Annotated in this window: 25 protein-coding genes and 1 tRNA gene; 19 read left to right on the forward strand and 7 right to left on the reverse strand. The window is 54.6% G+C overall.

The window, feature by feature from the left end; all coding sequences use genetic code 11:
* Positions 1-105 precede the first annotated feature (105 nt).
* From napF to HVZ52_RS07555, 15 genes are all read left to right on the forward strand, one after another.
* A complete protein-coding gene (napF, locus tag HVZ52_RS07485; protein WP_016157008.1) occupies positions 106-597 on the forward strand; it encodes a ferredoxin-type protein NapF in 492 nt (163 codons plus the stop codon).
* The gene (gene napD, locus HVZ52_RS07490; RefSeq protein WP_016153776.1) at positions 587-850 is read left to right on the forward strand and encodes a chaperone NapD; all 264 of its coding nucleotides are present in this window, start codon (positions 587-589) and stop codon (positions 848-850) included. The genes napF and napD overlap by 11 nt, the downstream gene beginning before the upstream one ends.
* Positions 847-3,333, forward strand: coding sequence for a nitrate reductase catalytic subunit NapA (napA, locus tag HVZ52_RS07495; protein ID WP_016157007.1), 2,487 nt, complete (start codon positions 847-849; stop codon positions 3,331-3,333). The genes napD and napA overlap by 4 nt, the downstream gene beginning before the upstream one ends.
* A gap of 6 nt (positions 3,334-3,339) precedes the next feature.
* Positions 3,340-4,035 (forward strand): ferredoxin-type protein NapG, encoded by a 696-nt coding sequence (gene napG, locus HVZ52_RS07500; RefSeq protein ID WP_016153774.1) that lies wholly within the window; start codon positions 3,340-3,342, stop codon positions 4,033-4,035.
* The gene (gene napH, locus HVZ52_RS07505; RefSeq protein WP_049041119.1) at positions 4,022-4,885 is read left to right on the forward strand and encodes a quinol dehydrogenase ferredoxin subunit NapH; all 864 of its coding nucleotides are present in this window, start codon (positions 4,022-4,024) and stop codon (positions 4,883-4,885) included. The genes napG and napH overlap by 14 nt, the downstream gene beginning before the upstream one ends.
* Entirely contained in the window at positions 4,882-5,331 is a 450-nt protein-coding gene (gene napB, locus HVZ52_RS07510) for a nitrate reductase cytochrome c-type subunit (RefSeq protein WP_016153772.1), read from the forward strand. Before napH ends, napB begins: the two co-directional genes overlap by 4 nt.
* A gap of 9 nt (positions 5,332-5,340) precedes the next feature.
* The gene (napC, locus tag HVZ52_RS07515; protein ID WP_003027548.1) at positions 5,341-5,943 is read left to right on the forward strand and encodes a cytochrome c-type protein NapC; all 603 of its coding nucleotides are present in this window, start codon (positions 5,341-5,343) and stop codon (positions 5,941-5,943) included.
* Positions 5,944-5,963: 20 nt separating this feature from the next.
* Complete coding sequence (gene ccmA, locus HVZ52_RS07520; protein ID WP_016153771.1) at positions 5,964-6,584, forward strand: cytochrome c biogenesis heme-transporting ATPase CcmA; 621 nt, start codon at positions 5,964-5,966, stop codon at positions 6,582-6,584.
* On the forward strand, positions 6,581-7,240 hold the full coding sequence (ccmB, locus tag HVZ52_RS07525) for a heme exporter protein CcmB (protein ID WP_003027542.1): 660 nt from the start codon (positions 6,581-6,583) through the stop codon (positions 7,238-7,240). The genes ccmA and ccmB overlap by 4 nt, the downstream gene beginning before the upstream one ends.
* A gap of 76 nt (positions 7,241-7,316) precedes the next feature.
* Positions 7,317-8,054, forward strand: coding sequence for a heme ABC transporter permease (locus HVZ52_RS07530; protein WP_016153769.1), 738 nt, complete (start codon positions 7,317-7,319; stop codon positions 8,052-8,054).
* On the forward strand, positions 8,051-8,263 hold the full coding sequence (ccmD, locus tag HVZ52_RS07535; RefSeq protein ID WP_016153768.1) for a heme exporter protein CcmD: 213 nt from the start codon (positions 8,051-8,053) through the stop codon (positions 8,261-8,263). The genes HVZ52_RS07530 and ccmD overlap by 4 nt, the downstream gene beginning before the upstream one ends.
* Complete coding sequence (ccmE, locus tag HVZ52_RS07540) at positions 8,260-8,739, forward strand: cytochrome c maturation protein CcmE (RefSeq protein WP_016153767.1); 480 nt, start codon at positions 8,260-8,262, stop codon at positions 8,737-8,739. Before ccmD ends, ccmE begins: the two co-directional genes overlap by 4 nt.
* Positions 8,736-10,691: a heme lyase CcmF/NrfE family subunit gene (locus HVZ52_RS07545; protein ID WP_016153766.1), complete on the forward strand. Its 1,956-nt coding sequence runs from the start codon at positions 8,736-8,738 to the stop codon at positions 10,689-10,691. Before ccmE ends, HVZ52_RS07545 begins: the two co-directional genes overlap by 4 nt.
* Positions 10,688-11,245, forward strand: a complete 558-nt coding sequence (gene dsbE, locus HVZ52_RS07550) for a thiol:disulfide interchange protein DsbE (protein ID WP_003834613.1) — start codon at positions 10,688-10,690, stop codon at positions 11,243-11,245. Before HVZ52_RS07545 ends, dsbE begins: the two co-directional genes overlap by 4 nt.
* Entirely contained in the window at positions 11,242-12,291 is a 1,050-nt protein-coding gene (locus HVZ52_RS07555) for a cytochrome c-type biogenesis protein CcmH (RefSeq protein WP_181599068.1), read from the forward strand. Before dsbE ends, HVZ52_RS07555 begins: the two co-directional genes overlap by 4 nt.
* A gap of 59 nt (positions 12,292-12,350) precedes the next feature.
* Here HVZ52_RS07555 and narP read toward each other — a convergent pair whose 3' ends face one another.
* The 4 genes from narP to HVZ52_RS07575 form a co-directional block, all read right to left on the reverse strand.
* The gene (gene narP, locus HVZ52_RS07560) at positions 12,351-12,998 is read right to left on the reverse strand and encodes a nitrate/nitrite response regulator protein NarP (protein ID WP_016153764.1); all 648 of its coding nucleotides are present in this window, start codon (positions 12,996-12,998) and stop codon (positions 12,351-12,353) included.
* A gap of 207 nt (positions 12,999-13,205) precedes the next feature.
* Positions 13,206-13,282, reverse strand: a tRNA-Pro gene (locus tag HVZ52_RS07565).
* Between the two features lie 74 nt (positions 13,283-13,356).
* Positions 13,357-15,117, reverse strand: coding sequence for an LPS biosynthesis-modulating metalloenzyme YejM (gene yejM / locus HVZ52_RS07570; protein WP_016153760.1), 1,761 nt, complete (start codon positions 15,115-15,117; stop codon positions 13,357-13,359).
* 31 nt (positions 15,118-15,148) lie between these two features.
* Entirely contained in the window at positions 15,149-15,376 is a 228-nt protein-coding gene (locus tag HVZ52_RS07575) for a YejL family protein (protein WP_003027506.1), read from the reverse strand.
* Between the two features lie 134 nt (positions 15,377-15,510).
* Between HVZ52_RS07575 and yejK the strand changes: the two genes are divergently transcribed.
* Positions 15,511-16,518 carry a nucleoid-associated protein YejK gene (gene yejK / locus HVZ52_RS07580; protein WP_047416257.1) on the forward strand — a complete coding sequence of 336 codons (1,008 nt, stop codon included), beginning with the start codon at positions 15,511-15,513 and terminating at the stop codon, positions 16,516-16,518.
* A gap of 121 nt (positions 16,519-16,639) precedes the next feature.
* Here the strand turns inward: yejK and rplY are convergent, their stop codons facing one another.
* Positions 16,640-16,924, reverse strand: a complete 285-nt coding sequence (rplY, locus tag HVZ52_RS07585) for a 50S ribosomal protein L25 (protein ID WP_016153758.1) — start codon at positions 16,922-16,924, stop codon at positions 16,640-16,642.
* A gap of 124 nt (positions 16,925-17,048) precedes the next feature.
* Positions 17,049-18,809, reverse strand: coding sequence for a DEAD/DEAH box helicase (locus tag HVZ52_RS07590; protein ID WP_032931694.1), 1,761 nt, complete (start codon positions 18,807-18,809; stop codon positions 17,049-17,051).
* 150 nt (positions 18,810-18,959) lie between these two features.
* On the opposite strand from HVZ52_RS07590, the gene rsuA reads away from it, so the two are divergent.
* From rsuA to HVZ52_RS07605, 3 genes are all read left to right on the forward strand, one after another.
* Positions 18,960-19,667: a 16S rRNA pseudouridine(516) synthase RsuA gene (rsuA, locus tag HVZ52_RS07595; protein ID WP_016153756.1), complete on the forward strand. Its 708-nt coding sequence runs from the start codon at positions 18,960-18,962 to the stop codon at positions 19,665-19,667.
* 15 nt (positions 19,668-19,682) lie between these two features.
* Complete coding sequence (locus HVZ52_RS07600) at positions 19,683-20,873, forward strand: Bcr/CflA family multidrug efflux MFS transporter (RefSeq protein ID WP_016153755.1); 1,191 nt, start codon at positions 19,683-19,685, stop codon at positions 20,871-20,873.
* A 333-nt stretch (positions 20,874-21,206) separates the two neighbouring features.
* Positions 21,207-21,551, forward strand: a complete 345-nt coding sequence (locus tag HVZ52_RS07605) for a YejG family protein (RefSeq protein ID WP_029139605.1) — start codon at positions 21,207-21,209, stop codon at positions 21,549-21,551.
* Between the two features lie 3 nt (positions 21,552-21,554).
* Here HVZ52_RS07605 and yejF read toward each other — a convergent pair whose 3' ends face one another.
* Complete coding sequence (yejF, locus tag HVZ52_RS07610) at positions 21,555-23,144, reverse strand: microcin C ABC transporter ATP-binding protein YejF (RefSeq protein WP_047500955.1); 1,590 nt, start codon at positions 23,142-23,144, stop codon at positions 21,555-21,557.
* Position 23,145 lies beyond the last annotated feature (1 nt).

The following is a 23,145-nucleotide window of genomic DNA, read 5'->3' on the forward strand; positions in this document are numbered from 1 at the left end:
ACATCCTGAAATATCTTACGACTAAAAATAACTACTCATAAATAGTGCAGTTTTTTATGTCGTTCAACCCGCCAGGGAAGGGCGTCATTATGGAAGGACAATGTCATGGTTGATTTATCCCGTCGAGGCATGTTGACAGGCAGTTGGCGAAATGCCAACTCAGGGATCCGTCCGCCCTGGAGCAAGGAAGACTCTCACTTTCTGGCCCATTGCCTTCGTTGTGACGCCTGCATCCAGGCGTGTGAAACCGACATCCTGCAGCGAGGCCAGGGCGGTTATCCGAGCGTAAATTTCAAACACGGCGAGTGTAGCTTTTGCTATGCCTGCGCAGAGGCCTGTTCTGAATCCCTTTTTCTTCCGCGCCACACCAGGGCATGGGATCTGAATTTTACGATTGGGGAAAACTGTCTCGCACATCAGTCCGTTGAATGTCATCGCTGTCAGGATAGCTGTGAACCCATGGCCATAACCTTTCGTCCCACGCTGTCCGGCATTTATCAGCCGCAGCTCGACAATCAGGACTGTAACGGATGTGGCGCATGTGTCGCTATCTGCCCGGTATCAGCCATTAACGCGGAGTACAACCATGGACAATAACTGGCAGGTCTGCAGCCTGGTCGTTCAGGCCAAAAGTCAGCATATCAATGATATCGCCACGCAGTTGCGTTCATTCCCAGGTTGCGAAGTTGCACTCAGCGATGTGGAAAGCGGTCAACTGATCGTGGTGGTGGAAGCTGAGCACAGCGAAACGTTAATGAAAACTATTGAGTCAGTGCGCAACGTTGCGGGCGTGCTGGCGGTGTCGCTGGTTTATCACCAGCAGGATGAGCAAGGTGAGGAAACACCATGAAACTCAGTCGTCGTAGCTTTATGAAAGCTAACGCCGTTGCGGCCGCTGCGGCGGCTGCCGGGTTAAGCGTGCCGGGCGTAGCCCGTGCGGTAGTCGGTCAGCAAGAAGCCATCAAATGGGACAAAGCCCCGTGCCGTTTTTGCGGGACGGGCTGTGGCGTATTGGTCGGGACGCAGCAAGGGCGTGTTGTGGCATGCCAGGGCGATCCGGATGCGCCGGTTAACCGTGGGCTTAACTGCATCAAAGGTTACTTCCTGCCGAAAATCATGTACGGAAAAGACCGTTTAACGCAGCCGATGCTGCGCATGAAGGACGGTAAGTATCACAAAGAAGGCGAGTTCACCCCGATTAGCTGGGACCAGGCCTTTGACGTGATGGAAGAGAAATTCAAAACGTCCCTGAAAGAGAAAGGCCCGGAGTCTATCGGTATGTTCGGCTCGGGTCAGTGGACGATTTGGGAAGGTTATGCCGCTGCCAAATTGTTTAAGGCGGGTTTCCGTTCGAATAACATCGACCCGAACGCGCGTCACTGCATGGCGTCAGCGGTAGTCGGCTTTATGCGTACCTTCGGTATGGATGAACCGATGGGCTGCTATGACGATATCGAGCATGCAGATGCTTTCGTCCTGTGGGGCGCGAATATGGCGGAGATGCACCCGATCCTGTGGTCGCGCATCACCAACCGTCGTCTGTCCGATCCCAATGTTAATGTCGCGGTGCTCTCCACCTTCCAGCACCGCAGCTTTGAGCTGGCGGATAACGGCATGGTCTTCACGCCGCAAACCGATCTGGTGATCCTCAACTACATCGCTAACTACATCATTCAAAACAATGCGATCAACCAGGATTTCTTTAGCAAGCACGTTAATCTGCGTAAAGGCGTGACGGACATCGGCTACGGTCTGCGTCCAACCCATCCGCTGGAAAAAGCGGCGAAAAACCCGGGATCCGATGCCTCTGAGCCGATGAGCTTTGAGGCTTACAAAGCCTTTGTTGCCGAGTACACGCTGGATAAAACCGCCGAAATGACCGGCGTACCGAAAGATCAGCTGGAACAGCTGGCGCAGCTGTATGCCGATCCGAAGAAAAAAGTCATCTCCTACTGGACGATGGGCTTCAACCAGCATACCCGCGGCGTGTGGGCCAACAACCTGGTCTATAACCTGCACCTGTTGACCGGTAAAATCTCCCAGCCAGGCTGTGGTCCGTTCTCTTTGACCGGTCAGCCTTCCGCCTGCGGTACCGCGCGTGAAGTCGGTACGTTCTCCCACCGTCTGCCTGCGGACATGGTGGTTACGAACGAAAAACACCGCGATATCTGCGAGAAGCACTGGAATATTCCGGCGGGGACCATTCCGGCAAAAATCGGTCTGCATGCCGTGGCGCAAGACCGTGCGCTGAAAGATGGCAAGCTCAATGTCTACTGGGCGATGTGTACCAACAACATGCAGGCCGGTCCGAACATCAACGAAGAGCGTATGCCGGGCTGGCGCGATCCGCGCAACTTCATCATCGTCTCCGATCCGTACCCGACGGTCAGCGCTCTGTCGGCCGACCTGATCCTGCCGACCGCGATGTGGGTAGAGAAAGAAGGTGCTTACGGTAACGCGGAACGCCGTACACAGTTCTGGCGTCAGCAGATTAAAGCGCCGGGTGAATCGAAATCGGATCTGTGGCAACTGGTGCAGTTCTCTCGTCGCTTCAAAACAGAAGAAGTGTGGCCGGAAGCGCTGTTGGCACAGAAACCGGAACTGCGCGGAAAAACGCTGTATGACGTACTGTTTGCCACGCCTGCAGTGACGAAATTCCCGGTGGCTGAACTGGCTGAAGATCAGTTGAACGATGAATCCCGCGAGCTGGGCTTCTATCTGCAAAAAGGACTGTTCGAAGAGTACGCCTGGTTTGGTCGCGGTCACGGGCATGACCTTGCGCCATTTGACGATTACCACAAAGCGCGCGGTTTACGCTGGCCGGTCGTTGAGGGCAAAGAGACCCAGTGGCGCTACAGCGAAGGCAACGACCCTTACGTGAAAGCGGGTGAAAGCTACAAGTTCTACGGTAAGCCGGACGGCAAAGCGGTCATCTTCGCGCTGCCATTTGAACCTGCCGCAGAAGCGCCGGATAAAGAGTACGACCTGTGGCTGTCTACCGGACGTGTGCTGGAGCACTGGCATACCGGCAGCATGACGCGTCGCGTACCTGAGCTGCACCGTGCTTTCCCGGAAGCTGTGCTGTTTATCCATCCGCTGGATGCAAAAGCACGCGATCTGCGCCGTGGCGACAAAGTCAAAGTGGTTTCCCGTCGTGGTGAAGTTATCTCGATAGTTGAAACGCGTGGGCGTAACCGTCCACCGCAGGGGCTGGTCTACATGCCGTTCTTCGACGCCGCACAGCTGGTGAACAACCTGACGCTGGATGCGACGGATCCGCTCTCCAAAGAGACGGATTTCAAGAAGTGCGCTGTGAAACTGGCGAAGGTGTAACGCGTTATGTCCCGGTCAGCAAAACCCCAAAATGGCCGCCGCCGCTTTCTGCGCGATATGGTTCGCGCAGCGGGCGGACTGGCCGTCGTTGGCGTGGCGCTGGGGTTGCAACAGCAAACCGCACGTGCAACCGGCGTGCGGCTACGCCCGCCAGGCGCACTGAGCGAGGAGGCATTCGCCAGTGCCTGCGTGCGCTGTGGTCAGTGCGTTCAGGCCTGCCCGTATGACACGCTGAAGCTGGCGACGCTGGCCTCAGGGCTGGCTGCTGGTACGCCGTATTTTGTCGCGCGTGATATTCCCTGCGAAATGTGTGAAGACATTCCGTGCGCCAAAGTTTGCCCCAGCGGTGCGTTGGACAGGGACATTGAATCTATTGACGATTCACGCATGGGGCTGGCGGTACTGCTGGATCACGAAAACTGCCTCAACTATCAGGGATTACGCTGCGACGTTTGCTATCGCGAATGCCCGAAAATCGATGAGGCTATCACCCTGGAGCTGGACCGCAACATGCGTACCGGCAAGCATGCGCGGTTTATTCCAACCGTGCACAGCGATGCCTGTACCGGCTGCGGGAAATGCGAAAAAGTGTGCGTCCTGGAGCAGCCAGCAATAAAAGTGCTGCCCCTGTCGCTGGCGAAAGGGGAGTTAGGACACCATTACCGCTTCGGTTGGCTGGAGGGGAACAATGGCAAATCGTAAACGTGACGCCGGGCGTGAAGCGCAGGTAAAAAAAGGATGGTGGAAGAGTCATCGCTGGCTGGTGCTGCGTCGTCTGAGCCAGTTTCTGATACTGGCGATGTTCCTTAGCGGCCCGTGGCTTGGCGTCTGGATCCTGCATGGCAATTACAGTAGCAGCCTGTTGCTGGACTCCATCCCGTTCACCGATCCGTTGATTACCCTGCAAAGCCTGGCCAGCGGGCACCTACCGGCGACGGTTGCGTTAACGGGGGCGGTCATCATCACGGTGCTGTATGCCCTGGCGGGTAAGCGACTGTTTTGCAGTTGGGTTTGTCCCATGAACCCTGTCACCGATTTAGCCAGTTGGTTGCGCAGAAGGTTTGACCTGAATCAGTCTGCAACCCTGCCGCGCCATATACGGTACGTCCTGCTGGTGGTTATCCTGGTCGGTTCCGCCGTGACCGGTACGCTGCTGTGGGAGTGGATAAACCCAGTCTCTCTGCTCGGACGGAGCCTGGTCATGGGATTTGGCAGCGGGGCGCTGCTGATCCTCGCGCTGTTTTTATTTGATCTACTGGTCGTTGAGCATGGCTGGTGCGGGCATCTTTGCCCACTGGGTGCGCTGTATAGCGTGGTGGGGAGTAAAGGAGCATTAACCGTTTCGGCAAAAGAACGTAACAGATGTAACCGCTGTATGGATTGTTTTCATGTTTGCCCGGAACCGCATGTGCTACGTGCGCCGGTGCTGGATGAGCAAAGTCCGGTGCAGGTAACCAGCCGCGATTGCATGGCCTGCGGTCGCTGTGTGGATGTCTGTTCTGAGGATGTTTTTACAATAACAACACGATGGAGTTCGGGAGCGAAATCATGAAAAGCCATGACCTGATTAAAGCGCTGAGTCAATGGACGGCTGCGCTGGCCCTGGTAGTCAGTGGGGCCGTTTGGGCTGCAAACGGAGTGGATCTGAGCCAGTCACCGGAAGTCTCAGGGACACAAGAAGGGGCGATTCGCATGCCGAAAGAGCAAGTGCGTATGCCGCTGAACTATGTGAATCAGCCGCCGATGGTTCCGCACAGCGTTGAAGGGTATCAGGTGACGACTAACACTAACCGCTGTCTGCAATGTCACGGTGTGGAAAGCTATCGCACCACCGGTGCGCCACGTATCAGTCCGACGCACTTTATGGACAGCGACGGTAAGGTATTGGCTGAAGTCGCGCCGCGTCGTTATTTCTGCCTGCAATGTCACGTGCCGCAGGCTGACGCCGCGCCGATTGTTGAAAATACCTTCACCCCCTCGAAAGGTTACGGGAAATAAGAGGTCATTATGGAAAATTCTAACCGTAAACCAGGCTGGATTAAGCGCGTCTGGCAATGGTGGCGTCGCCCCAGCCGTCTGGCGCTCGGCACGCTGTTGTTAATCGGCTTTGTGGGCGGCATTATTTTCTGGGGCGGCTTTAATACCGGTATGGAAAAGGCCAATACAGAAGAGTTCTGCATTAGCTGTCACGAAATGCGCAATACGGTGTACCAGGAATACATGGAAACCGTACACTACAACAACCGTAGTGGTGTGCGAGCGACTTGCCCTGATTGCCACGTCCCACATGAGTGGGGTCCGAAAATGATTCGTAAGATCAAGGCCAGTAAAGAGCTGTACGCGAAAGCACTGGGGCTGATAGATACACCGCAGAAATTTGAAGACCATCGTTTAACGATGGCGCAAAATGAGTGGCGGCGTATGAAAGATAACAATTCGCAAGAGTGTCGAAACTGTCACAACTTCGAGTTTATGGATTTAACCGCCCAGAAAGGCGTTGCGGCCAAAATGCACGACCAGGCCGTGAAAGACGGGCAAACCTGTATTGACTGTCATAAAGGGATAGCGCACAAACTGCCTGATATGCGCGAAGTCAAACCGGGATTTTAACAGGATGTAGATAACCAGGTATGCTTGAAGCCAGAGAATTACTTTGCGAGCGGGATGACAGAATACTGTTCAGCGATTTGTCATTTCGCGTCAACGCAGGGGAATGGGTACAAATTACCGGCAGCAACGGCGCAGGGAAAACCACTTTGCTGCGGTTACTTACCGGGCTGGCGCGTCCCGACGCAGGGGAGGTTTGCTGGCAAGAGCAACCGCTGCATCACGTGCGGGACAGCTACCATCAACAACTGCTGTGGATCGGACATCAGCCGGGGATAAAAACCCGGCTTTCGGCGTTGGAAAACCTGCGTTTCTTCCACCATGACGGCGACGTCGCACAGTGTCTGGCTGCGCTGGCGCAGGCGGGGCTTGCCGGATATGAAGATATCCCGGTGAATCAACTCTCCGCCGGACAACAGCGGCGCGTGGCGCTGGCCCGTTTGTGGCTGACCCGCGCCCGGCTGTGGATCCTCGACGAACCCTTTACCGCCATTGATGTGAACGGCGTTGAGCGACTGACTCAGCGTATGGCGCAGCATACGGAGCAGGGCGGTATTGTTATTCTCACCACCCACCAACCGCTCAATGTAGAGACCGATAAAGTGCGACGTATTGCGCTGACCAGCGAGAGGGCAACGCAATGATGTGGCGAATCTTCCGTTTAGAACTACGAGTTGCGTTTCGTCATAGTGCGGAAATCGCCAATCCTTTATGGTTCTTCCTGATTGTTATTACGCTGTTCCCGCTGAGCATTGGGCCGGAGCCGCAACTGCTGGCGCGTATTGCGCCGGGCATCATCTGGGTTGCGGCGCTGCTGGCGTCGTTGCTGGCGCTGGAGCGCCTGTTTCGTGATGATCTGCAGGACGGCAGCCTTGAGCAACTGATGCTGCTGCCGCTGCCGCTGCCGGCAGTGGTGCTGGCGAAAGTGATGGCGCACTGGGTCGTGACCGGCCTGCCGCTGCTGATCCTCTCGCCGCTGGTGGCGTTGCTGCTGGGCATGGATATGTACGGCTGGAAAATTATGGCGCTGACCTTGTTACTCGGGACGCCGACGCTGGGCTTCCTCGGCGCGCCGGGCGTGGGGTTGACGGTGGGCTTAAAGCGCGGCGGCGTGCTGTTAAGCGTGCTGGTACTTCCGCTCACCATACCCTTACTGATTTTTGCGACCGCGGCGATGGATGCGGCTTCCATGCACTTACCGGTTGAAGGGTACATGGCGATTCTGGGCGCGTTGCTGGTCGGCAGCGCCACGCTAAGCCCGTTTGCCACAGCTGCGGCGTTACGGATCAGCGTGCAGTAGCGCAGTTGAGATATGCAGGCCGGGCAAGGTGCTCCGGCACAATGGATATTAATTTACGGAGTCTGGTGACTGAACTATGTGGAAAACACTTCATCAATTGGCGATGCCTCCTCGGCTCTATCAGATCTGCGGCTGGTTTATCCCGTGGCTGGCGATTGCCAGCGCGGTGGTACTGATAACCGGATTGATCTGGGGCTTTGGCTTCGCGCCTGCGGATTATCAGCAGGGGCAGAGCTATCGCATTATTTATCTGCACGTTCCGGCAGCAATCTGGTCGATGGGTATTTATGCATCGATGGCCGTTGCCGCGTTTATTGGCCTGGTCTGGCAGATGAAAATGGCCAATCTGGCGCTGGCCGCGATGGCGCCCATTGGTGCCGTGTTTACCTTTATTGCGCTGGTGACGGGCTCTGCATGGGGCAAACCGATGTGGGGCACCTGGTGGGTCTGGGATGCCCGACTCACCTCTGAACTGGTGCTGCTGTTTCTCTACGTTGGCGCCATTGCGCTGTGGCATGCCTTTGACGACCGCCGTCTGGCTGGTCGCGCTGCCGGCATTCTGGTGCTGATTGGCGTGGTCAACTTGCCGATTATTCACTACTCGGTCGAGTGGTGGAATACGCTGCATCAGGGGTCGACTCGTATGCAGCAGAGTATCGATCCGGCAATGCGCGCGCCGCTGCGTCTGGCGATCGTCGGCTACCTGTTACTGTTTGTCACGCTGGCGCTGATGCGCATGCGTAACCTGATTTTGATGATGGAAAAACGCCGCCCGTGGGTGAGCGAACTGATCTTAAAAAGAGGCCGCCAATGACCCCTGCATTTGCATCATGGAGTGATTTTTTCGCGATGGGCGGTTACGCCTTGTATGTCTGGCTGGCTGTGGCGATGAGCATTGTCCCGCTGGTGGCGCTGGTGCTGCATTCTGCGTTACAGCATCGTGCAATCTTACGCGGTGTCGCGCAGCAGCGGGCGAGAGAAGCGCGCATGCGCGCGGCGCAAGTGCAACGGGAGGCGGCGTGAATATTCGACGTAAAAATCGGTTATGGATAGCCTGCGCGGTCCTGGCAGGTCTGGCTTTGACCATTTCGCTGGTGCTCTACGCGCTGCGTTCCAATATCGATCTGTTCTATACGCCGGGAGAGATACTCTACGGTAAGCGCGAAACGCAGCAAATGCCTGAAGTCGGCCAGCGCCTGCGCGTGGGCGGTATGGTTATGCCTGGCAGCGTAAAGCGCGATCCGCAGTCGCTGAAGGTGAATTTCAGCATCTATGACGCCGAAGGTGTGGTGGATGTCACCTATGAAGGCATTCTGCCGGATCTGTTCCGCGAAGGGCAGGGCGTCGTCGTTCAGGGCGAACTGGACGGGGGAAATCATGTGCAGGCCAAAGAAGTGCTTGCTAAACATGATGAAAATTACACCCCGCCGGAAGTCGAAAAAGCGATGCAGGAAAACCACCGTCGCCCGGAAAGTGTTTATAAGGATAAAACGTCATGATGCCTGAAATTGGCAATGCGCTGTTGTGCCTTGCGCTTGGCGTTGCATTACTGCTGTCGGTCTATCCGCTGTGGGGCGTAGCGCGCGGCGACGTGCGGATGATGGCCTCCGCGCGTCCCTTTGCCTGGGTACTGTTTATCTGTGTGATGGGGGCGTTCCTGATTCTGGTCAACGCCTTCGTGGTTAATGACTTTACCGTGACCTACGTCGCCAGCAACTCCAACACCCAGCTTCCGGTCTGGTATCGGGTGGCGGCGACGTGGGGGGCGCATGAAGGCTCGTTGCTGCTGTGGGTGCTGCTGATGAGCGGCTGGACGTTCGCTGTTGCGGCGTTCAGCCAGCGCATGCCGCTGGATATCGTCGCCCGCGTGCTGGCGGTCATGGGAATGGTCAGCGTCGGTTTCCTGCTATTTATTCTGTTTACCTCCAACCCGTTTGCCCGCACGTTGCCGAACTTCCCGATTGAAGGACGTGACCTGAACCCGCTGTTGCAGGATCCGGGGCTGATTTTCCATCCGCCGCTGCTGTACATGGGGTATGTCGGCTTCTCGGTCGCTTTTGCGTTTGCGATTGCTGCGCTGATGAGTGGACGACTGGACAGCACATTCGCCCGTTTTTCGCGTCCGTGGACGCTGGCGGCGTGGGTGTTTCTGACGCTGGGCATTGTGCTCGGTTCGGCCTGGGCCTATTACGAGCTGGGCTGGGGCGGCTGGTGGTTCTGGGATCCGGTTGAAAACGCCTCGTTTATGCCATGGCTGGTGGGAACGGCGCTGATGCACTCGTTGTCGGTAACCGAACAGCGCGCCAGCTTTAAAGCCTGGACGCTGTTGCTGTCAATCTGCGCATTCTCACTTTGTCTGTTAGGTACTTTCCTGGTGCGCTCCGGCGTACTGGTGTCGGTGCATGCTTTCGCCTCCGATCCGTCGCGCGGGATGTTTATTCTGGCCTTTATGGTGCTGGTAATTGGCGGCTCCCTGCTGCTGTTTGCGGTGCGCGGTCACAAGGTTCGCTCACGGGTAAACAACGCGCTGTGGTCGCGTGAATCGCTGCTGCTGGGGAATAACGTCCTGCTGATTGCCGCCATGCTGGTGGTGCTACTGGGCACGCTGCTGCCGCTGGTGCACAAACAGCTGGGACTGGGCAGCATTTCGATTGGCGAGCCGTTTTTCAACACCATGTTCACCTGGCTGATGGCGCCGTTCGCACTGTTGTTGGGGATTGGGCCATTAGTGCGCTGGGGCCGTGACCGACCGCGTAAACTGAAAACGTTATTGCTTATCGCGTTTGTCACCACCCTTGTTCTGTCACTGCTGCTGCCGTGGCTGCTAGAGGATCGCATTGCCGCCATGACAGTGGTGGGGCTGGCGATGGCGTGCTGGATATTCGTACTGGCGATGTCCGAAGCGTTCCTGCGTATTTCCCGTGGGACAAAGCTAACGCCAAGCTATTGGGGCATGGTATCGGGTCACGTCGGGCTGGCAATTACCATTGTTGGTATTGCCTTTAGCCAGAACTACAGCGTTGAACGCGATGTGCGCATGAAAGCGGGTGATAGCGTTAGTATCCATAACTATCAGTTCACTTTCCGCGAAGTGAAAGATATTACCGGGCCAAACTACCGGGGCGGCGTTGCCATTATTGGCGTTACCCGAGACGGTAAGCCGGAAGCCACGCTGCATGCGGAAAAACGCTTCTATAACAGCACCAGTTCGATGATGACCGAAGCGGCAATTGACGGTGGATTCACGCGCGATCTGTACGCTGCGCTGGGTGAAGAACTGGATAATGGCGCATGGGCTGTACGCCTGTACTACAAACCGTTTATTCGCTGGATTTGGGCCGGAGGATTGCTGATGGCGCTGGGCGGGTTGTTCTGCCTGTTTGATCCACGCTATCGCCAGCGGACGCGTCCTCGCGCCGCGGTGCAAAAAAATGCGTCGGAGGCTGTATGAAGCGCAACGCACTGTTAATTCCGTTTATTATTTTTCTCATCATTGCGGCGGCGCTGTTGTGGCAGCTCGCGCGTAACGCTCAGGGGGACGATCCCACTAATCTGGAATCGGCGCTGATCGGCAAACCTGTTCCGACATTCCGCCTGGAGTCACTGGAAAATCCGGGTCAGCACTATCAGGCCGATGTGCTGACGCAGGGCAAACCGGTATTGCTGAACGTCTGGGCGACCTGGTGCCCAACCTGTCGCGCCGAGCATCAGTATCTGAATCAGCTGTCTGCGCAAGGCGTGCGGGTAGTGGGTCTGAACTATAAAGATGATCGTCAGAAAGCCATTGTCTGGCTCAAAGAGCTGGGTAATCCTTACTCATTAAGTCTGTTTGACGGCGACGGTATGCTCGGTCTGGATCTTGGCGTGTACGGTGCTCCGGAGACGTTCCTGATCGACGGCAAAGGCATTATTCGCTATCGCCATGCCGGCGATCTGAACGCCCGGGTGTGGGAGAGCGAGATCAAACCGTTATGGGACAAGTACAGTAAGGAGGCTGCGCAATGAGATTTTTACTGGGCCTGCTAATGCTGGTTATCTCGGGATCCGCGCTTGCGACTATCGACGTGATGCAGTTTAAGGACGAAGCGCAGGAGCAGCAGTTTCGCCAGCTTACTGAACAACTGCGTTGTCCTAAATGCCAGAACAACAGCATTGCCGATTCTAACTCGATGATTGCCACCGACCTGCGTCAGAAAGTGTACGAACTAATGCAGGAAGGAAAAAGCCAGAAAGAAATTGTCGATTACATGGTGGCGCGCTACGGCAACTTCGTCACGTACGATCCGCCGTTAACGCCGCTCACCGTGCTGCTGTGGGTGATGCCGGTGGTAGCGATTGGTCTGGGGGGCTGGATTATTTTCGCCCGTACTCGCCGACGCGTTCGGGTGAAACAGGAAGCGTTTCCTGACGATGTTATTCCGAATGGCAAGCGCGGTGGATTCGGGTTGTTTGTGCCTGGTATCGTGGTGGCGCTGGTGGTTGGCGCAGTAAGCTATTACCAAACCGGCAGCTATAAGCAGGTTCAGGTCTGGCAGCAGGCCACTGCTCAGGCTCCGGCGTTGCTGGAGCGGGCGTTGGATCCGAAAGCGGAACCGCTCAATGAAGAAGATATGGCGCGTCTGGCGCTGGGGCTGCGCACGCGTTTACAAGCCGATCCCGCAAATGTTGAAGGCTGGATCATGCTTGGACGCATTGGCATGGTACTCGGTAACGCCAGTACGGCCACTGAAGCCTATGCCAATGCCTATCGACTGGATCCTAAAAATAGCGATGCGGCGCTGGGCTATGCGGAAGCGCTGACCCGTTCTTCCGATCCTGATGATAACCGTCGGGGAGGGGAGCTGTTACGCCAACTGGTGCGTGGCGAACATGCCAACGTGCGGGTTCTCAGCATGTACGCTTTCAACGCCTTTGAACAGCAGCGCTTCGGCGAGGCGGTTGCGGCGTGGGAGATGATGCTGAAACTATTACCTGCCAACGATACCCGTCGGGCGGTAATAGAACGAAGCATTAAGCAGGCAATGGAGCAGCTAACGACGCAGGAGAAATAAGTATCCAGAATAGCCCCGATAGCGCTTCGCATATCGGGGCTATCCGGCCTCTTCAGGGATTACTGCATTCCACGCGTTTGTAAAAACAGGATAGTGGCAGCAACGCGAGAGCGCACATTGAGTTTGCGCAGCAGGTTGCGAATATGCACTTTCACAGTCTGTTCGGAAATATTCAGCACTGATGCAATCTGTTTGTTCGACAGCCCCTGAGCCAGTTCATGCAATACATCCAGTTCACGTTCGGTGAGAATGCTGAAGGGATCTTCTTGTGCGCCAAACAGATCGCGTTCGCGCAGATATTCGCTTACGCGTGTGCTAAAAGCTTTACCGCCTTTGGCGCCGCTGCGAATGGCCTCCAGCAAGACTTCAGGATCGCTGTCTTTGAGTAAATAACCATCCGCGCCGGCATCAATTAAGGCGTACACATCGCTGGCGGCATCCGAGACGGTAAGAATAATAATTTGCGCGGTGACGCCATCCCGGCGCAGCGCATTCAGGGTGTCCAGTCCGCTCATGCCTTTCATATTGAGATCCAGCAGGATCACATCCAGGTCCAGACGGTTAGCCAGATCGATAGCGCTGGCACCGTCACCTGCTTCCGCGACTACGTTAAATGCGGGATCCAGTTGCAATAATTGACTAATTCCTCGCCGCATTAGTGGGTGGTCGTCGACAATCAGCACCCGAAAAGGCGTTGCTTCAGGCATACTATTCTCCTGAGTTTTTATTAGTATCATTATTGTTTTCAGCGCATCACTCGTCTAGTTTCATCGCGCTGATGAGAGGGTAAATTTTACCCCAATTTGTGCATGGGTAAGTAGTAAAACCTGTGCTAAAGGCCGGGGTAATAATAAGGAACGTGGAATCGCGGGCATAAAAAAACCAACCATGAAGGTTGGTTTTTCTGGGATTTTTGGTCGGCACGAGAGGATTTGAACCTCCGACCCCCGACACCCCATGACGGTGCGCTACCAGGCTGCGCTACGTGCCGACGCTATGGCTGCTAATACTACTGCTTTCCGCTGCGAATGCAAGGGGAAGCATCGCTAAGTGATTTATAATTAATCAGTTAGCAATAAATCGTTTCTCATCCGTCAGAACCTGTAGCAGCAGGCTTAGCTGCGGTTTCTGATCTTTTATTTTTTCGCCGCGTAAATCATAGGTCTGATAATTACCGTTGTTGTTCAGCACCAGCGTCATCTCTGGTGTGGTAACGGCCATCGTGCTGCCGTCGGCGGCGGTAACCCAGTAATGGCGGCGGTTTGCATTGAACAGATCCTGCCCCTGCGAGTATTCGTTAGCAGGCGTGCTGACGTGCAGCAGGCGCTGCATGAGCGTTGTCATCAGGTCTGTATGATCGGTCAGGCTATTGATGCGTTGGGCAGGTGTTCCCGGCCAGTGAATAACCAGCGGAACCTGCAGATGACCACGTGACCAGGCAAAATTGTTCTCTTCCTGAGTCAGCGGCACGCCCCGACCTGCGGTAATAATCACCACCGTGTTGTTCAGTTTACCGGAGTCGCGCAGGGCACTAAGAATACGGTTAATATTGGCATCCACATCCTGAGCGGCGCTGGCATAGCGTTTGGCAAAGTTCTTCTGGTTGCTGTTATCAAGGTTCGTCCCGTTAAAGGAGACCCACGAGAACCAGCGGTTATCTTCCTGCGCGTAGCGTCCCAGCCAGTTAATCCACTGGCTTGCGGTTTGTTCGTCAGATTGCGTTTGTACGCTTGGCATGGAGAAGTCTGACAGCAGCGCCTGGCGATACAGCGGGCTGGTAAAGCCATCCGAGGAGAATAGCCCTAACTGGTAACCCTGCTGGTTCAGTGCAGTAATCAGCGCCGCAGGCGTACGGGTCGACAAAATGCCGTCCATGTAGCTTGGCGAAACGCCATAGAACAGGCCAAAGATGCCGTTATCCGTGGTGTTGCCTGAGCTCATGTGACGCGTAAACGAGATATTCTGCCCGGCAAATTCAGCCAGCGCAGGCATCTGTTTTTCAAAGCGTGAGTAGTTCAGACCGTCGACGGTAATCAGCAGCACGTTCTGACCGGTGCCCATATCGCGATAGCGCAGTTCGCTGAGCGGGTACTGCACGGAAACCGCTTCTGGATTGCCCTGTTCGATCAGGCGTCGCTGATACTCTTGCGCATCCAGCAGGCCATGTTTTTCCAGGAATTTACGTGCCGTCATCGGGTAGGAGAGCGGCAGATTCGCACGCTGCATGGTAATCGGGCGATAAAAATTGGCATCCGCCCAGATATACACCACGTGCGAGGCGATAAAGGAAACGAAGAAGAATGCTGCTAACGGTTTGGCAAAATGGCGACGACGCGTCAGGCTGCGCAGCTTTTGCCAGCTCCAGGTCGCAAACAGCATTTCAATTAACAGAATAACCGGTACGCTGATAAACATCAGCTGCCAGTCACGCGCCGCTTCATTCTGGTCTGGGTTGATGACCAGTTCCCAGACGATTGGATTGAGATGCAGGTGGAAGCGGGTGAAAACTTCGCTGTCGATTAGCAACAGCGTCATGCCAGCCGTCGCCAGAATAGCTGATAAGAATCGCATCAGCCTCTGGGACATGACGATAAACGTCAGGGGAAACAGGATCAGCAGATAGGTGGCGAACACCAGAAAGCTAAAATGCCCGACAACGCTCAGGTAGGAATAAACACGACCTGCAAGGGTTGTCGGCCAGTCGGCGACAAACAGGTAACGGCTACCGAGCACCATGGCCAACAGAATGTTGAACAAGGCAAACCAGTGCCCCCAGCTAACCATCTGGGAGACTTTCTCACGGTAGCGTTGACGATGAGTTACCATAAACTGTTGTTCGTTTCCCCGGAGCAGGCTCTTAATGCGCTTGGTCGTCGTTTACCGAAGACTGCAATGCGCGGGCAAAAGAGTTGGCAATCGCCTGGCGCTGGGCCGGTGCGATGCTTGTATTGATAAGGTTAGTCACCATATTTCCCAGTACCATCAGGGAAAGGTCGGTCGGCGCCTTATGTTTTTCCAGTACGTTGAGCATCTCATTCAGCAGTTGTTCAACGTGTTCGTCACTATAGCGGGAAATTTGTGGCATAAATCGAAATCAGTCTGTTCATGAAAGGGCAACATATTACCGTACAGACAGTTTTTTTTCTGCTTTTTTATCTTCTATTGCGTCACTGCCCGGCAGGTGGTTGAATACCGCCCGGTCTAAAAGGAGAGTTTATCATGAGTCTGGATATCAACCAGATTGCCCTGCACCAGCTTATCAAACGTGACGAGCAGAACCTTGAGCTGGTCTTGCGCGATTCATTACTGGAACCGACAGCGACCGTTGTCGATATGATGGCTGAGTTGCATCGGGTATACAGCGCCAAGAATAAAGCTTATGGCCTGTTTAGCGCAGAGAGTGAACTGGCGCAAACGCTGCGTTTACAGCGTCAGGGCGAAGAGGATTTTCTGGCCTTTAGTCGTGCAGCGACTGGGCGCTTGCGAGACGAACTGGCGAAATATCCTTTTGCTGATGGCGGCATTGTCCTGTTCTGCCATTACCGCTATCTGGCGGTAGAGTATCTGCTGGTCGCCGTGCTGAACAATTTAAGCAGTATGCGCGTCAATGAAAATCTGGATATCAACCCGACGCACTATCTGGATATCAATCATGCGGATATCGTGGCGCGTATTGATTTAACCGAGTGGGAAACCAACCCGGAGTCCACGCGCTATCTGACGTTCCTGAAAGGGCGGGTAGGGCGCAAAGTCGCCGATTTCTTTATGGACTTCCTGGGTGCCAGCGAGGGGCTTAACGCCAAAGCGCAAAACCGCGGCCTGTTGCAGGCGGTCGATGACTTTACCGCCGAGGCGCAACTCGATAAAGCTGAACGCCAGAACGTGCGTCAGCAGGTGTACAGCTACTGCAACGAGCAACTGCAGGCCGGTGAAGAGATCGAGTTGGAGTCGCTGTCCAAAGAGCTTTCCGGCGTCAGTGAAGTCAGCTTCAGCGAATTTACCGCTGATAAAGGCTACGAACTGGAAGAGAGCTTCCCGGCAGATCGCAGCACGCTGCGCCAGTTAACCAAATTTGCCGGAAGCGGCGGCGGGTTAACCATCAACTTCGACGCCATGTTACTGGGTGAGCGTATTTTCTGGGATCCAGCCACAGATACTTTGACCATCAAAGGTACGCCGCCGAACCTGCGCGATCAGCTACAGCGTCGTACCGCGGGCGGGAAATAAAGCCGTTTGCCGGATGGGGGCGTTAACGCCCCCATCCGGCTTGCGTGATTCATCTTTACCGCCAACAAAATCCCATAAAAAAACCCCGCCGAGGCGGGGTTTTTCTTCAACTTGTAAGCGATTACGCGCGAACGAAGTCGATGTGTGCCAGCTTCGGCTTGAACGGGTGACGCTGTACAGCCTGAGCTTTAACTTTAACTTCTTTACCGTCAACAACGATGGTCAGAACTTCGCTGTAGAATTCAGCTTTAGCTTGCATGTTCATAACTGCATCGTGATCCAGTTCGATAGCAACCGGGGCTTCTGCGCCACCATAGATGATTGCCGGGAACTTGTTAGCGGCACGCAGGCGGCGGCTCGCACCCTTACCCTGCTCTTTACGTACTTCAGCGTTGATAGTAAACATTTAAATCTCTCTTTAATAATTCCTGCTACAGGCGACCCAGCAACAGGTAAGTGATCTGCTTTGCGTATGCAAAAGCGGGCGAGATTCTATACTTAAACGGCTGGTACATCAATCAAAAGTACGATTAACCGCGTAATTCATGTGCCCGACGATAGCGTCCTTCATAATCGAAGACCTTTTCACGGACCTGCCAGTACTGACCTTTCATGCGCGCCACCACGAAATCAGGATGACGTAACAGCGCCTGCTGGGCGAGGATATCGGCGGCGGTTATCCAGCGTAAGGGAATGCCGGGCGTTCGGGTGTGCGGGCGAATAAACAGTTGCTCGAAAGCCGTACGCTGCGCGGGAGTATGCAGGCGAAAGCGTTCGCTAACGTCGGCACCATCTTCATCGTAATAGGTGATTTTTAGCCATTCGCCTTTTTCATCCTGGCCGTTTTGTAACACCATGCCGCTACAGCGCAGGACCAGCGCATCTTTGAGCCTGAGTGCGGCTTTCAGCATGTCATCCGGGTCAACCAGCACCGTGTCGCACTCCCGACAACGGCGGGCGGCGATATCATTTTCCGCGTTGCATTGTGGGCAGTTTTTAAAACGAAAACGAAAATCGCACTGTTCGCGATGGCCGTCATCATCTTCAAACCACCCCTGACAGCGGCGGCCAAAGTGTTCAATCAGCGTGCCGTCTGCCGTTGTTTTGCCCCAGAAGGTGTTTGCAAACCCGCAGGCGGGACAGAACACCTGCACCGGAACGTTATCGCTTTTTCCTTTCGGCGCCCCCACTTCCGGCGCGTAAAGATCGTGCGGGTTACCGGCATAATCGAGGATCAGACAGTCGGTTTTACCCGGCGCCAGGCGCAGGCCGCGACCGACAATTTGTTGGTAAAGGCTAACTGACTCCGTCGGGCGCAGAATGGCGATAAGGTCGACGTGCGGGGCATCGAAGCCAGTGGTCAGGACCGACACATTCACCAGATAGCGAAAGCGCTGGGCTTTGAACTCTTCAATCAGCACATCACGCTCAGCGCCAGGCGTGTCTCCGGTGATTAGCGCGGCATCGTCAGCAGGCAGCAGGCCCAGAATTTCTTTGGCGTGCTCCACTGTGGCGGCGAAAATCATCACCCCTTTGCGCGTCTGGGCAAACTCGACAATCTGGCTGATGATATGCGGCGTTATTCGCTGCTGCTTTTTCAGTTCCTGATTCAGATCCGTTTCGCTAAACAGGCCGTTACTCTGCGCCTGCAGGCGGCTGAAGTCATACTGCACTACCGGCATGTCGAGGCGTTCTGGCGGCGTCAGGTAGCCGTGTTTAATCATGTAACGCAACGGTAATTCATAAATGCAGTCACGAAACAGCGCTTTTTCATCGCCGCGCACCATACCGTGATAATGAAAGTGATAAATCCAGCCTTTGCCCAAACGAAAAGGAGTGGCAGTAAGCCCGAGCAGGCGTAAGTGGGGATTTACTTTGGTCAGGTGAGTGAGGATTTGCTGATACTGACTCTCGTCATCATCACCAATACGGTGACATTCATCGACGATAAGCAGCGAGAATTCTCCCTGAAAGGCGTCAAGATTACGCGCTACCGACTGTACGCTGCCAAATACCACTTTCCCGTGGCTCTCTTTACGCTTCAGACCTGCGGCAAAAATATCGGCTTCCAGCCCCAGCGCGCGATATTTGGCATGGTTTTGCGCGACCAGTTCTTTAACGTGCGCCAGTATCAGCACGCGACCACGCGCCACGCGGGCCAGTTCAGCAATCACCAGGCTTTTTCCCGCACCGGTTGGCAGGACGATAACCGCTGGCGTGCGATGGTGGCGGAAATGGTTGAGCGTGGCATCCACGGCTTCTTTTTGGTACGGGCGAAGAGTAAAAATCATGGGCTCATTAAGGTAAGCAGCAACAATGTATAGTATGCCATGAATCATTTCCCTTGAGGGATGGTGTAACGCCGCTATACTGGGCGGATAATCGTCCCACTTTTCGGGCGCAATCCCGCTTCTTGTTTTTTACAGGCAAAAATCACACTCATGCGACTTGATAAATTTATCGCTCAGCAACTCGGCGTCAGCCGCGCTATTGCCGGGCGTGAGATCCGTGCTAACCGCGTTACCGTCGACGGTGAAATCGTCAAAAACAGTGCCTTTAAGCTGCTGCCAGAACACGACGTAGAATATGACGGCAATTCCCTGATTCAACAAAATGGCCCGCGCTATTTTATGCTGAATAAACCTCAGGGTTATGTTTGCTCAACGGATGACCCGGATCACCCGACCGTGCTCTATTTCCTTGATGAGCCGGTTGCCTACAAACTGCATGCGGCAGGGCGTCTGGATATCGACACCACCGGACTGGTGCTGATGACCGATGACGGACAGTGGTCGCATCGCATCACTTCGCCACGTCACCATTGTGAGAAAACCTATCTGGTGACGCTGGAGTCGCCGGTGGCAGATGATACCGCTGAACAGTTTGCCCATGGCGTACAACTGCATAATGAGAAAGACCTGACCAAACCGGCCGTGCTGGAGGTTATTACACCAACTCAGGTGCGATTGACCATCAGCGAAGGGCGCTATCATCAGGTTAAACGTATGTTTGCCGCCGTAGGTAACCACGTTGTGGAACTGCACCGTGAACGGATTGGTGACATCAAGCTTGATGAGGATCTGGAGCCGGGTGAATACCGTCCATTGACCGAAGAAGAAATCGCCAGCGTTAACTTAACCCCGCGTTAATTTCAGGAGCTAAATGTGACCACCCGGCAGAACTCGTCAATTGCCATTGTCTTTATCCTTGGCTTGTTAGCCATGCTGATGCCGTTGTCGATTGATATGTATCTTCCGGCACTACCTGTTATCTCTGAACAGTTTGGTGTGCCTGCAGGTAGCGCGCAGATGACCCTCAGTACCTATATTCTTGGGTTCGCGGTGGGGCAGTTACTCTATGGTCCAATGGCTGACAGCATTGGGCGCAAGCCGGTGATTCTGGGCGGGACGCTGGTGTTTGCGGCGGCGGCAGTTGCCTGTGCGCTGGCACAAACTATCGATCAACTGATCGTGATGCGTTTCTTCCATGGTCTGGCTGCGGCAGCGGCGAGCGTGGTTATCAACGCCTTGATGCGCGATATCTATCCGAAGGAAGAGTTTTCGCGCATGATGTCATTTGTCATGCTGGTCACGACAATTGCACCCTTACTGGCACCCATCGTGGGCGGCTGGGTATTGGTATGGCTGAGCTGGCACTACATCTTTTGGATCCTCGCCGTGGCGGCTATTCTGGCGTCGGTGATGATCTTTACGCTGATCAAAGAGACCTTGCCAGTTGAGCGCCGCCAGCCGTTTCGCTTGCGTACTACTCTCGGCAACTTTGCCTCGCTGTTTCGCCACAAGCGTGTACTGAGCTATATGCTGGCCAGTGGGTTTAGTTTTGCCGGGATGTTCTCGTTCCTGAGCGCCGGACCTTTTGTTTACATTGAGATTAACCACGTTTCACCGCAGCATTTCGGCTATTACTTCGCGCTGAACATTGTTTTCCTGTTCGTGATGACCATCATCAACAGCCGCTTTGTTCGTCGGGTTGGGGCGTTGAATATGTTCCGTACTGGCCTGTGGATCCAGTTCGTGATGGCGGGCTGGATGGTCTTTAGCGCGCTGTTCGGGGTTGGTTTCTGGGCGCTGGTGGTGGGCGTTGCGGCGTTTGTTGGCTGCGTGTCGATGGTGTCATCCAACGCCATGGCAGTCATTCTGGATGAATTTCCTCATATGGCGGGAACGGCGTCATCGCTGGCAGGGACGTTCCGTTTTGGCATTGGCGCCATCGTTGGGGCGCTGCTGTCACTGGCGACCTTTAACTCGGCCTGGCCGATGATCTGGTCGATAGCGTTTTGCGCTACCTGCTCAATTCTCTTCTATCTCTACGCCAGCCGCGCCAAAAAACGGTGATCTATTACACAACCTGGGGGCGATAGGGCCTCCAGAGTTGATGTACATCAACCGCAAATCTATCAATTTCCCCGCTTATGTTTATTTTATGTAAAATCAATTTATGTAAAAAGTCACATCATTGTAGTTAAAAAGGTTGAGTTAGATCGCAGAAACGAGTACATATAGCGCGGAAATATGCCAGAACCGTTGAATAAATTTAAATATTTGGTTCGGAAAGTGGCATAAAGTCAGGGTGTAAACGTTTACGAACTGTTTAAAGACGTATTGTCAATGATGTGTTAATATTGATGTAAAATAATTGTGAAGTGATTGTACTTCCAGGGAAAGAAAGTGATGACATTACAACTCTCAATCGTTCATCGTCTGCCACAGTGCTATCGTTGGTCGGTGGGTTTCGCAGGTTCAAAGGTTGAACCGATTCCGCAAAACGGTCAGAGCAATGAGAACAGCCTGGTGGCGCTCAAATTGCTTAGCCCTGATGGTGACAGCGCGTGGTCAGTCATGCATAAACTCAGCCAGGCCCTCAGCGACATTGAGGTACCTTGTTCCGTGTTGGAATGCGAAGGAGAGCCGTGCCTGTTTGTGAATCGCCAGGATGAATTTGCCGCGACCTGCAGACTGAAAAATTTCGGCGTAGCCATCGCAGAGCCGTTTTCAAATAACAATCCGTTTTGAGCGTCAGCTTAGCGCGAGCAGCTGACGCGTATATGCCTGCTGTGGCGCGTTAAATACGTGCTCGCATTGTCCTTGCTCCACGACCTCTCCCTGCCTTAGCACAATAACCTGATGGCATAACGCGCGTACTACGTGCAAATCATGGCTGATAAAGATATAAGCCAGGCGATGCTTTTCCTGTAAAGACTTTAATAACGTCAGGATTTGCGCCTGTACGGTTCTGTCGAGCGACGATGTTGGTTCATCCAGAATGATCAGGGAAGGCTTGAGAATCAAGGCTCTGGCAATGGCTATGCGTTGACGTTGACCGCCGGAAAACTCCGCCGGGTAACGATGCCGCGTTTCGCTATCCAGTCCCACTTCCGCCATTACCGCTTTCACCTGCGCTTCGCGCTGTTCGGCTGACAGAGTTGGCTGATGAACGCGTAGTCCCTCCTCAATAATCTGTAGCACGCTCAGGCGCGGGTTCAGCGAGGAGTTGGGATCCTGAAAAACAACCTGAATGCGGTGACGTACCGGTAACAGCTGGCGGCGATTTAAGGTATGCAGCGCGAGGCCATCGAACACAATGCTTCCCTGTGAGGTGATTAACCTCAGTAACGCCAGCCCGGTAGTGCTTTTCCCCGATCCTGACTCCCCGACCAGCCCCAGCGTTTCACCGGGTCGGAGGGAAAAACTGACGTTGTTAACCACAACGTTATGGTCCACCACGCGCTTCAGGATACCTTTACGGATGGGGAAGGCAACGCAGAGTTTTTCCACTTCCAGCAATGGCGCTTGCCCGGCAGGTACAGGCACCGGATCGCCGGAAGGTTCGCTGTTTAACAATTTCTGCGTGTAGGGATGCGTTGGCGCAGTGAGCAGCTGTGCTGCTCGATTTTGCTCAACGCACTGGCCGTTTTGCATCACCGCAACGGTATCGGCCAGTTTTTTCACAATGCTGAGGTTGTGGGTGATAAACAGTAATCCCATGTTCAGTTCGCGCTGTAGCTCCCGCAGCAACTGCAGGATTTGCGCCTGTACGGAGACATCCAGCGCGGTGGTCGGTTCATCGGCAATAAGCAGCTCCGGTCGCGTCAGCAGCGCCATGGCGATCATCACGCGCTGGCGTTCACCGCCGGACAGCTGGTGCGGATAGTCTGCGAGACGTTTGGCCGCCTGACGGATGCCGACCCGATCCAGACAGGTCAGTATTTCTGCCCGCGCGGCCTCCCGACGCATTCCCCGATGCAGCGACAGCACTTCATACAGCTGTTTTTCCAGGTTGTGAAGCGGGTTTAGCGACACCATTGGCTCCTGGAAAATCATGGCGATTTTATTCCCGCGAACGCCGCGAAGCGTCTGCTCATCGGCATGAAGCAATGATTCGCCATGAAAACGGATGTCGCCGGAAAGGTAGACTGCGGGAGGGGTCGGTAATAACCGTAGAATAGAAAGTGCGGTCACGCTTTTACCCGAACCGGACTCGCCCACCAGCGCCAGAGTTTGCCCGGCTTCAACCCTCAGTGAGAGGGTATTGACCACGGTGCGCACGGTCTCCTGTTGGCGAAAACCTACCGATAAATTTTCAATAGCTAACAGCGGTTGTGTCATC

This window comes from Citrobacter sp. RHB36-C18, assembly GCF_013814485.1.
Taxonomy (GTDB): Bacteria; Pseudomonadota; Gammaproteobacteria; order Enterobacterales; family Enterobacteriaceae; genus Citrobacter; species Citrobacter braakii.

Bases quoted from the DNA above. Each gene is read 5' to 3' on its own strand.
- narP (WP_016153764.1), bottom strand. From the start codon at position 12,998: ATGCCTGAAGCAACGCCTTTTCGGGTGCTGATTGTCGACGACCACCCA.
- napF (WP_016157008.1), top strand. From the start codon at position 106: ATGGTTGATTTATCCCGTCGAGGCATGTTGACAGGCAGTTGGCGAAAT.
- ccmA (WP_016153771.1), top strand. From the start codon at position 5,964: ATGCTTGAAGCCAGAGAATTACTTTGCGAGCGGGATGACAGAATACTG.
- napB (WP_016153772.1), top strand. From the start codon at position 4,882: ATGAAAAGCCATGACCTGATTAAAGCGCTGAGTCAATGGACGGCTGCG.
- yejK (WP_047416257.1), top strand. From the start codon at position 15,511: ATGAGTCTGGATATCAACCAGATTGCCCTGCACCAGCTTATCAAACGT.
- rsuA (WP_016153756.1), top strand. From the start codon at position 18,960: ATGCGACTTGATAAATTTATCGCTCAGCAACTCGGCGTCAGCCGCGCT.
- napD (WP_016153776.1), top strand. From the start codon at position 587: ATGGACAATAACTGGCAGGTCTGCAGCCTGGTCGTTCAGGCCAAAAGT.
- yejF (WP_047500955.1), bottom strand. From the start codon at position 23,144: ATGACACAACCGCTGTTAGCTATTGAAAATTTATCGGTAGGTTTTCGC.
- rplY (WP_016153758.1), bottom strand. From the start codon at position 16,924: ATGTTTACTATCAACGCTGAAGTACGTAAAGAGCAGGGTAAGGGTGCG.
- HVZ52_RS07555 (WP_181599068.1), top strand. From the start codon at position 11,242: ATGAGATTTTTACTGGGCCTGCTAATGCTGGTTATCTCGGGATCCGCG.
- HVZ52_RS07590 (WP_032931694.1), bottom strand. From the start codon at position 18,809: ATGATTTTTACTCTTCGCCCGTACCAAAAAGAAGCCGTGGATGCCACG.
- HVZ52_RS07575 (WP_003027506.1), bottom strand. From the start codon at position 15,376: ATGCCACAAATTTCCCGCTATAGTGACGAACACGTTGAACAACTGCTG.
- dsbE (WP_003834613.1), top strand. From the start codon at position 10,688: ATGAAGCGCAACGCACTGTTAATTCCGTTTATTATTTTTCTCATCATT.
- yejM (WP_016153760.1), bottom strand. From the start codon at position 15,117: ATGGTAACTCATCGTCAACGCTACCGTGAGAAAGTCTCCCAGATGGTT.
- napC (WP_003027548.1), top strand. From the start codon at position 5,341: ATGGAAAATTCTAACCGTAAACCAGGCTGGATTAAGCGCGTCTGGCAA.
- ccmD (WP_016153768.1), top strand. From the start codon at position 8,051: ATGACCCCTGCATTTGCATCATGGAGTGATTTTTTCGCGATGGGCGGT.
- ccmB (WP_003027542.1), top strand. From the start codon at position 6,581: ATGATGTGGCGAATCTTCCGTTTAGAACTACGAGTTGCGTTTCGTCAT.
- napG (WP_016153774.1), top strand. From the start codon at position 3,340: ATGTCCCGGTCAGCAAAACCCCAAAATGGCCGCCGCCGCTTTCTGCGC.
- HVZ52_RS07530 (WP_016153769.1), top strand. From the start codon at position 7,317: ATGTGGAAAACACTTCATCAATTGGCGATGCCTCCTCGGCTCTATCAG.
- HVZ52_RS07545 (WP_016153766.1), top strand. From the start codon at position 8,736: ATGATGCCTGAAATTGGCAATGCGCTGTTGTGCCTTGCGCTTGGCGTT.
- napH (WP_049041119.1), top strand. From the start codon at position 4,022: ATGGCAAATCGTAAACGTGACGCCGGGCGTGAAGCGCAGGTAAAAAAA.
- napA (WP_016157007.1), top strand. From the start codon at position 847: ATGAAACTCAGTCGTCGTAGCTTTATGAAAGCTAACGCCGTTGCGGCC.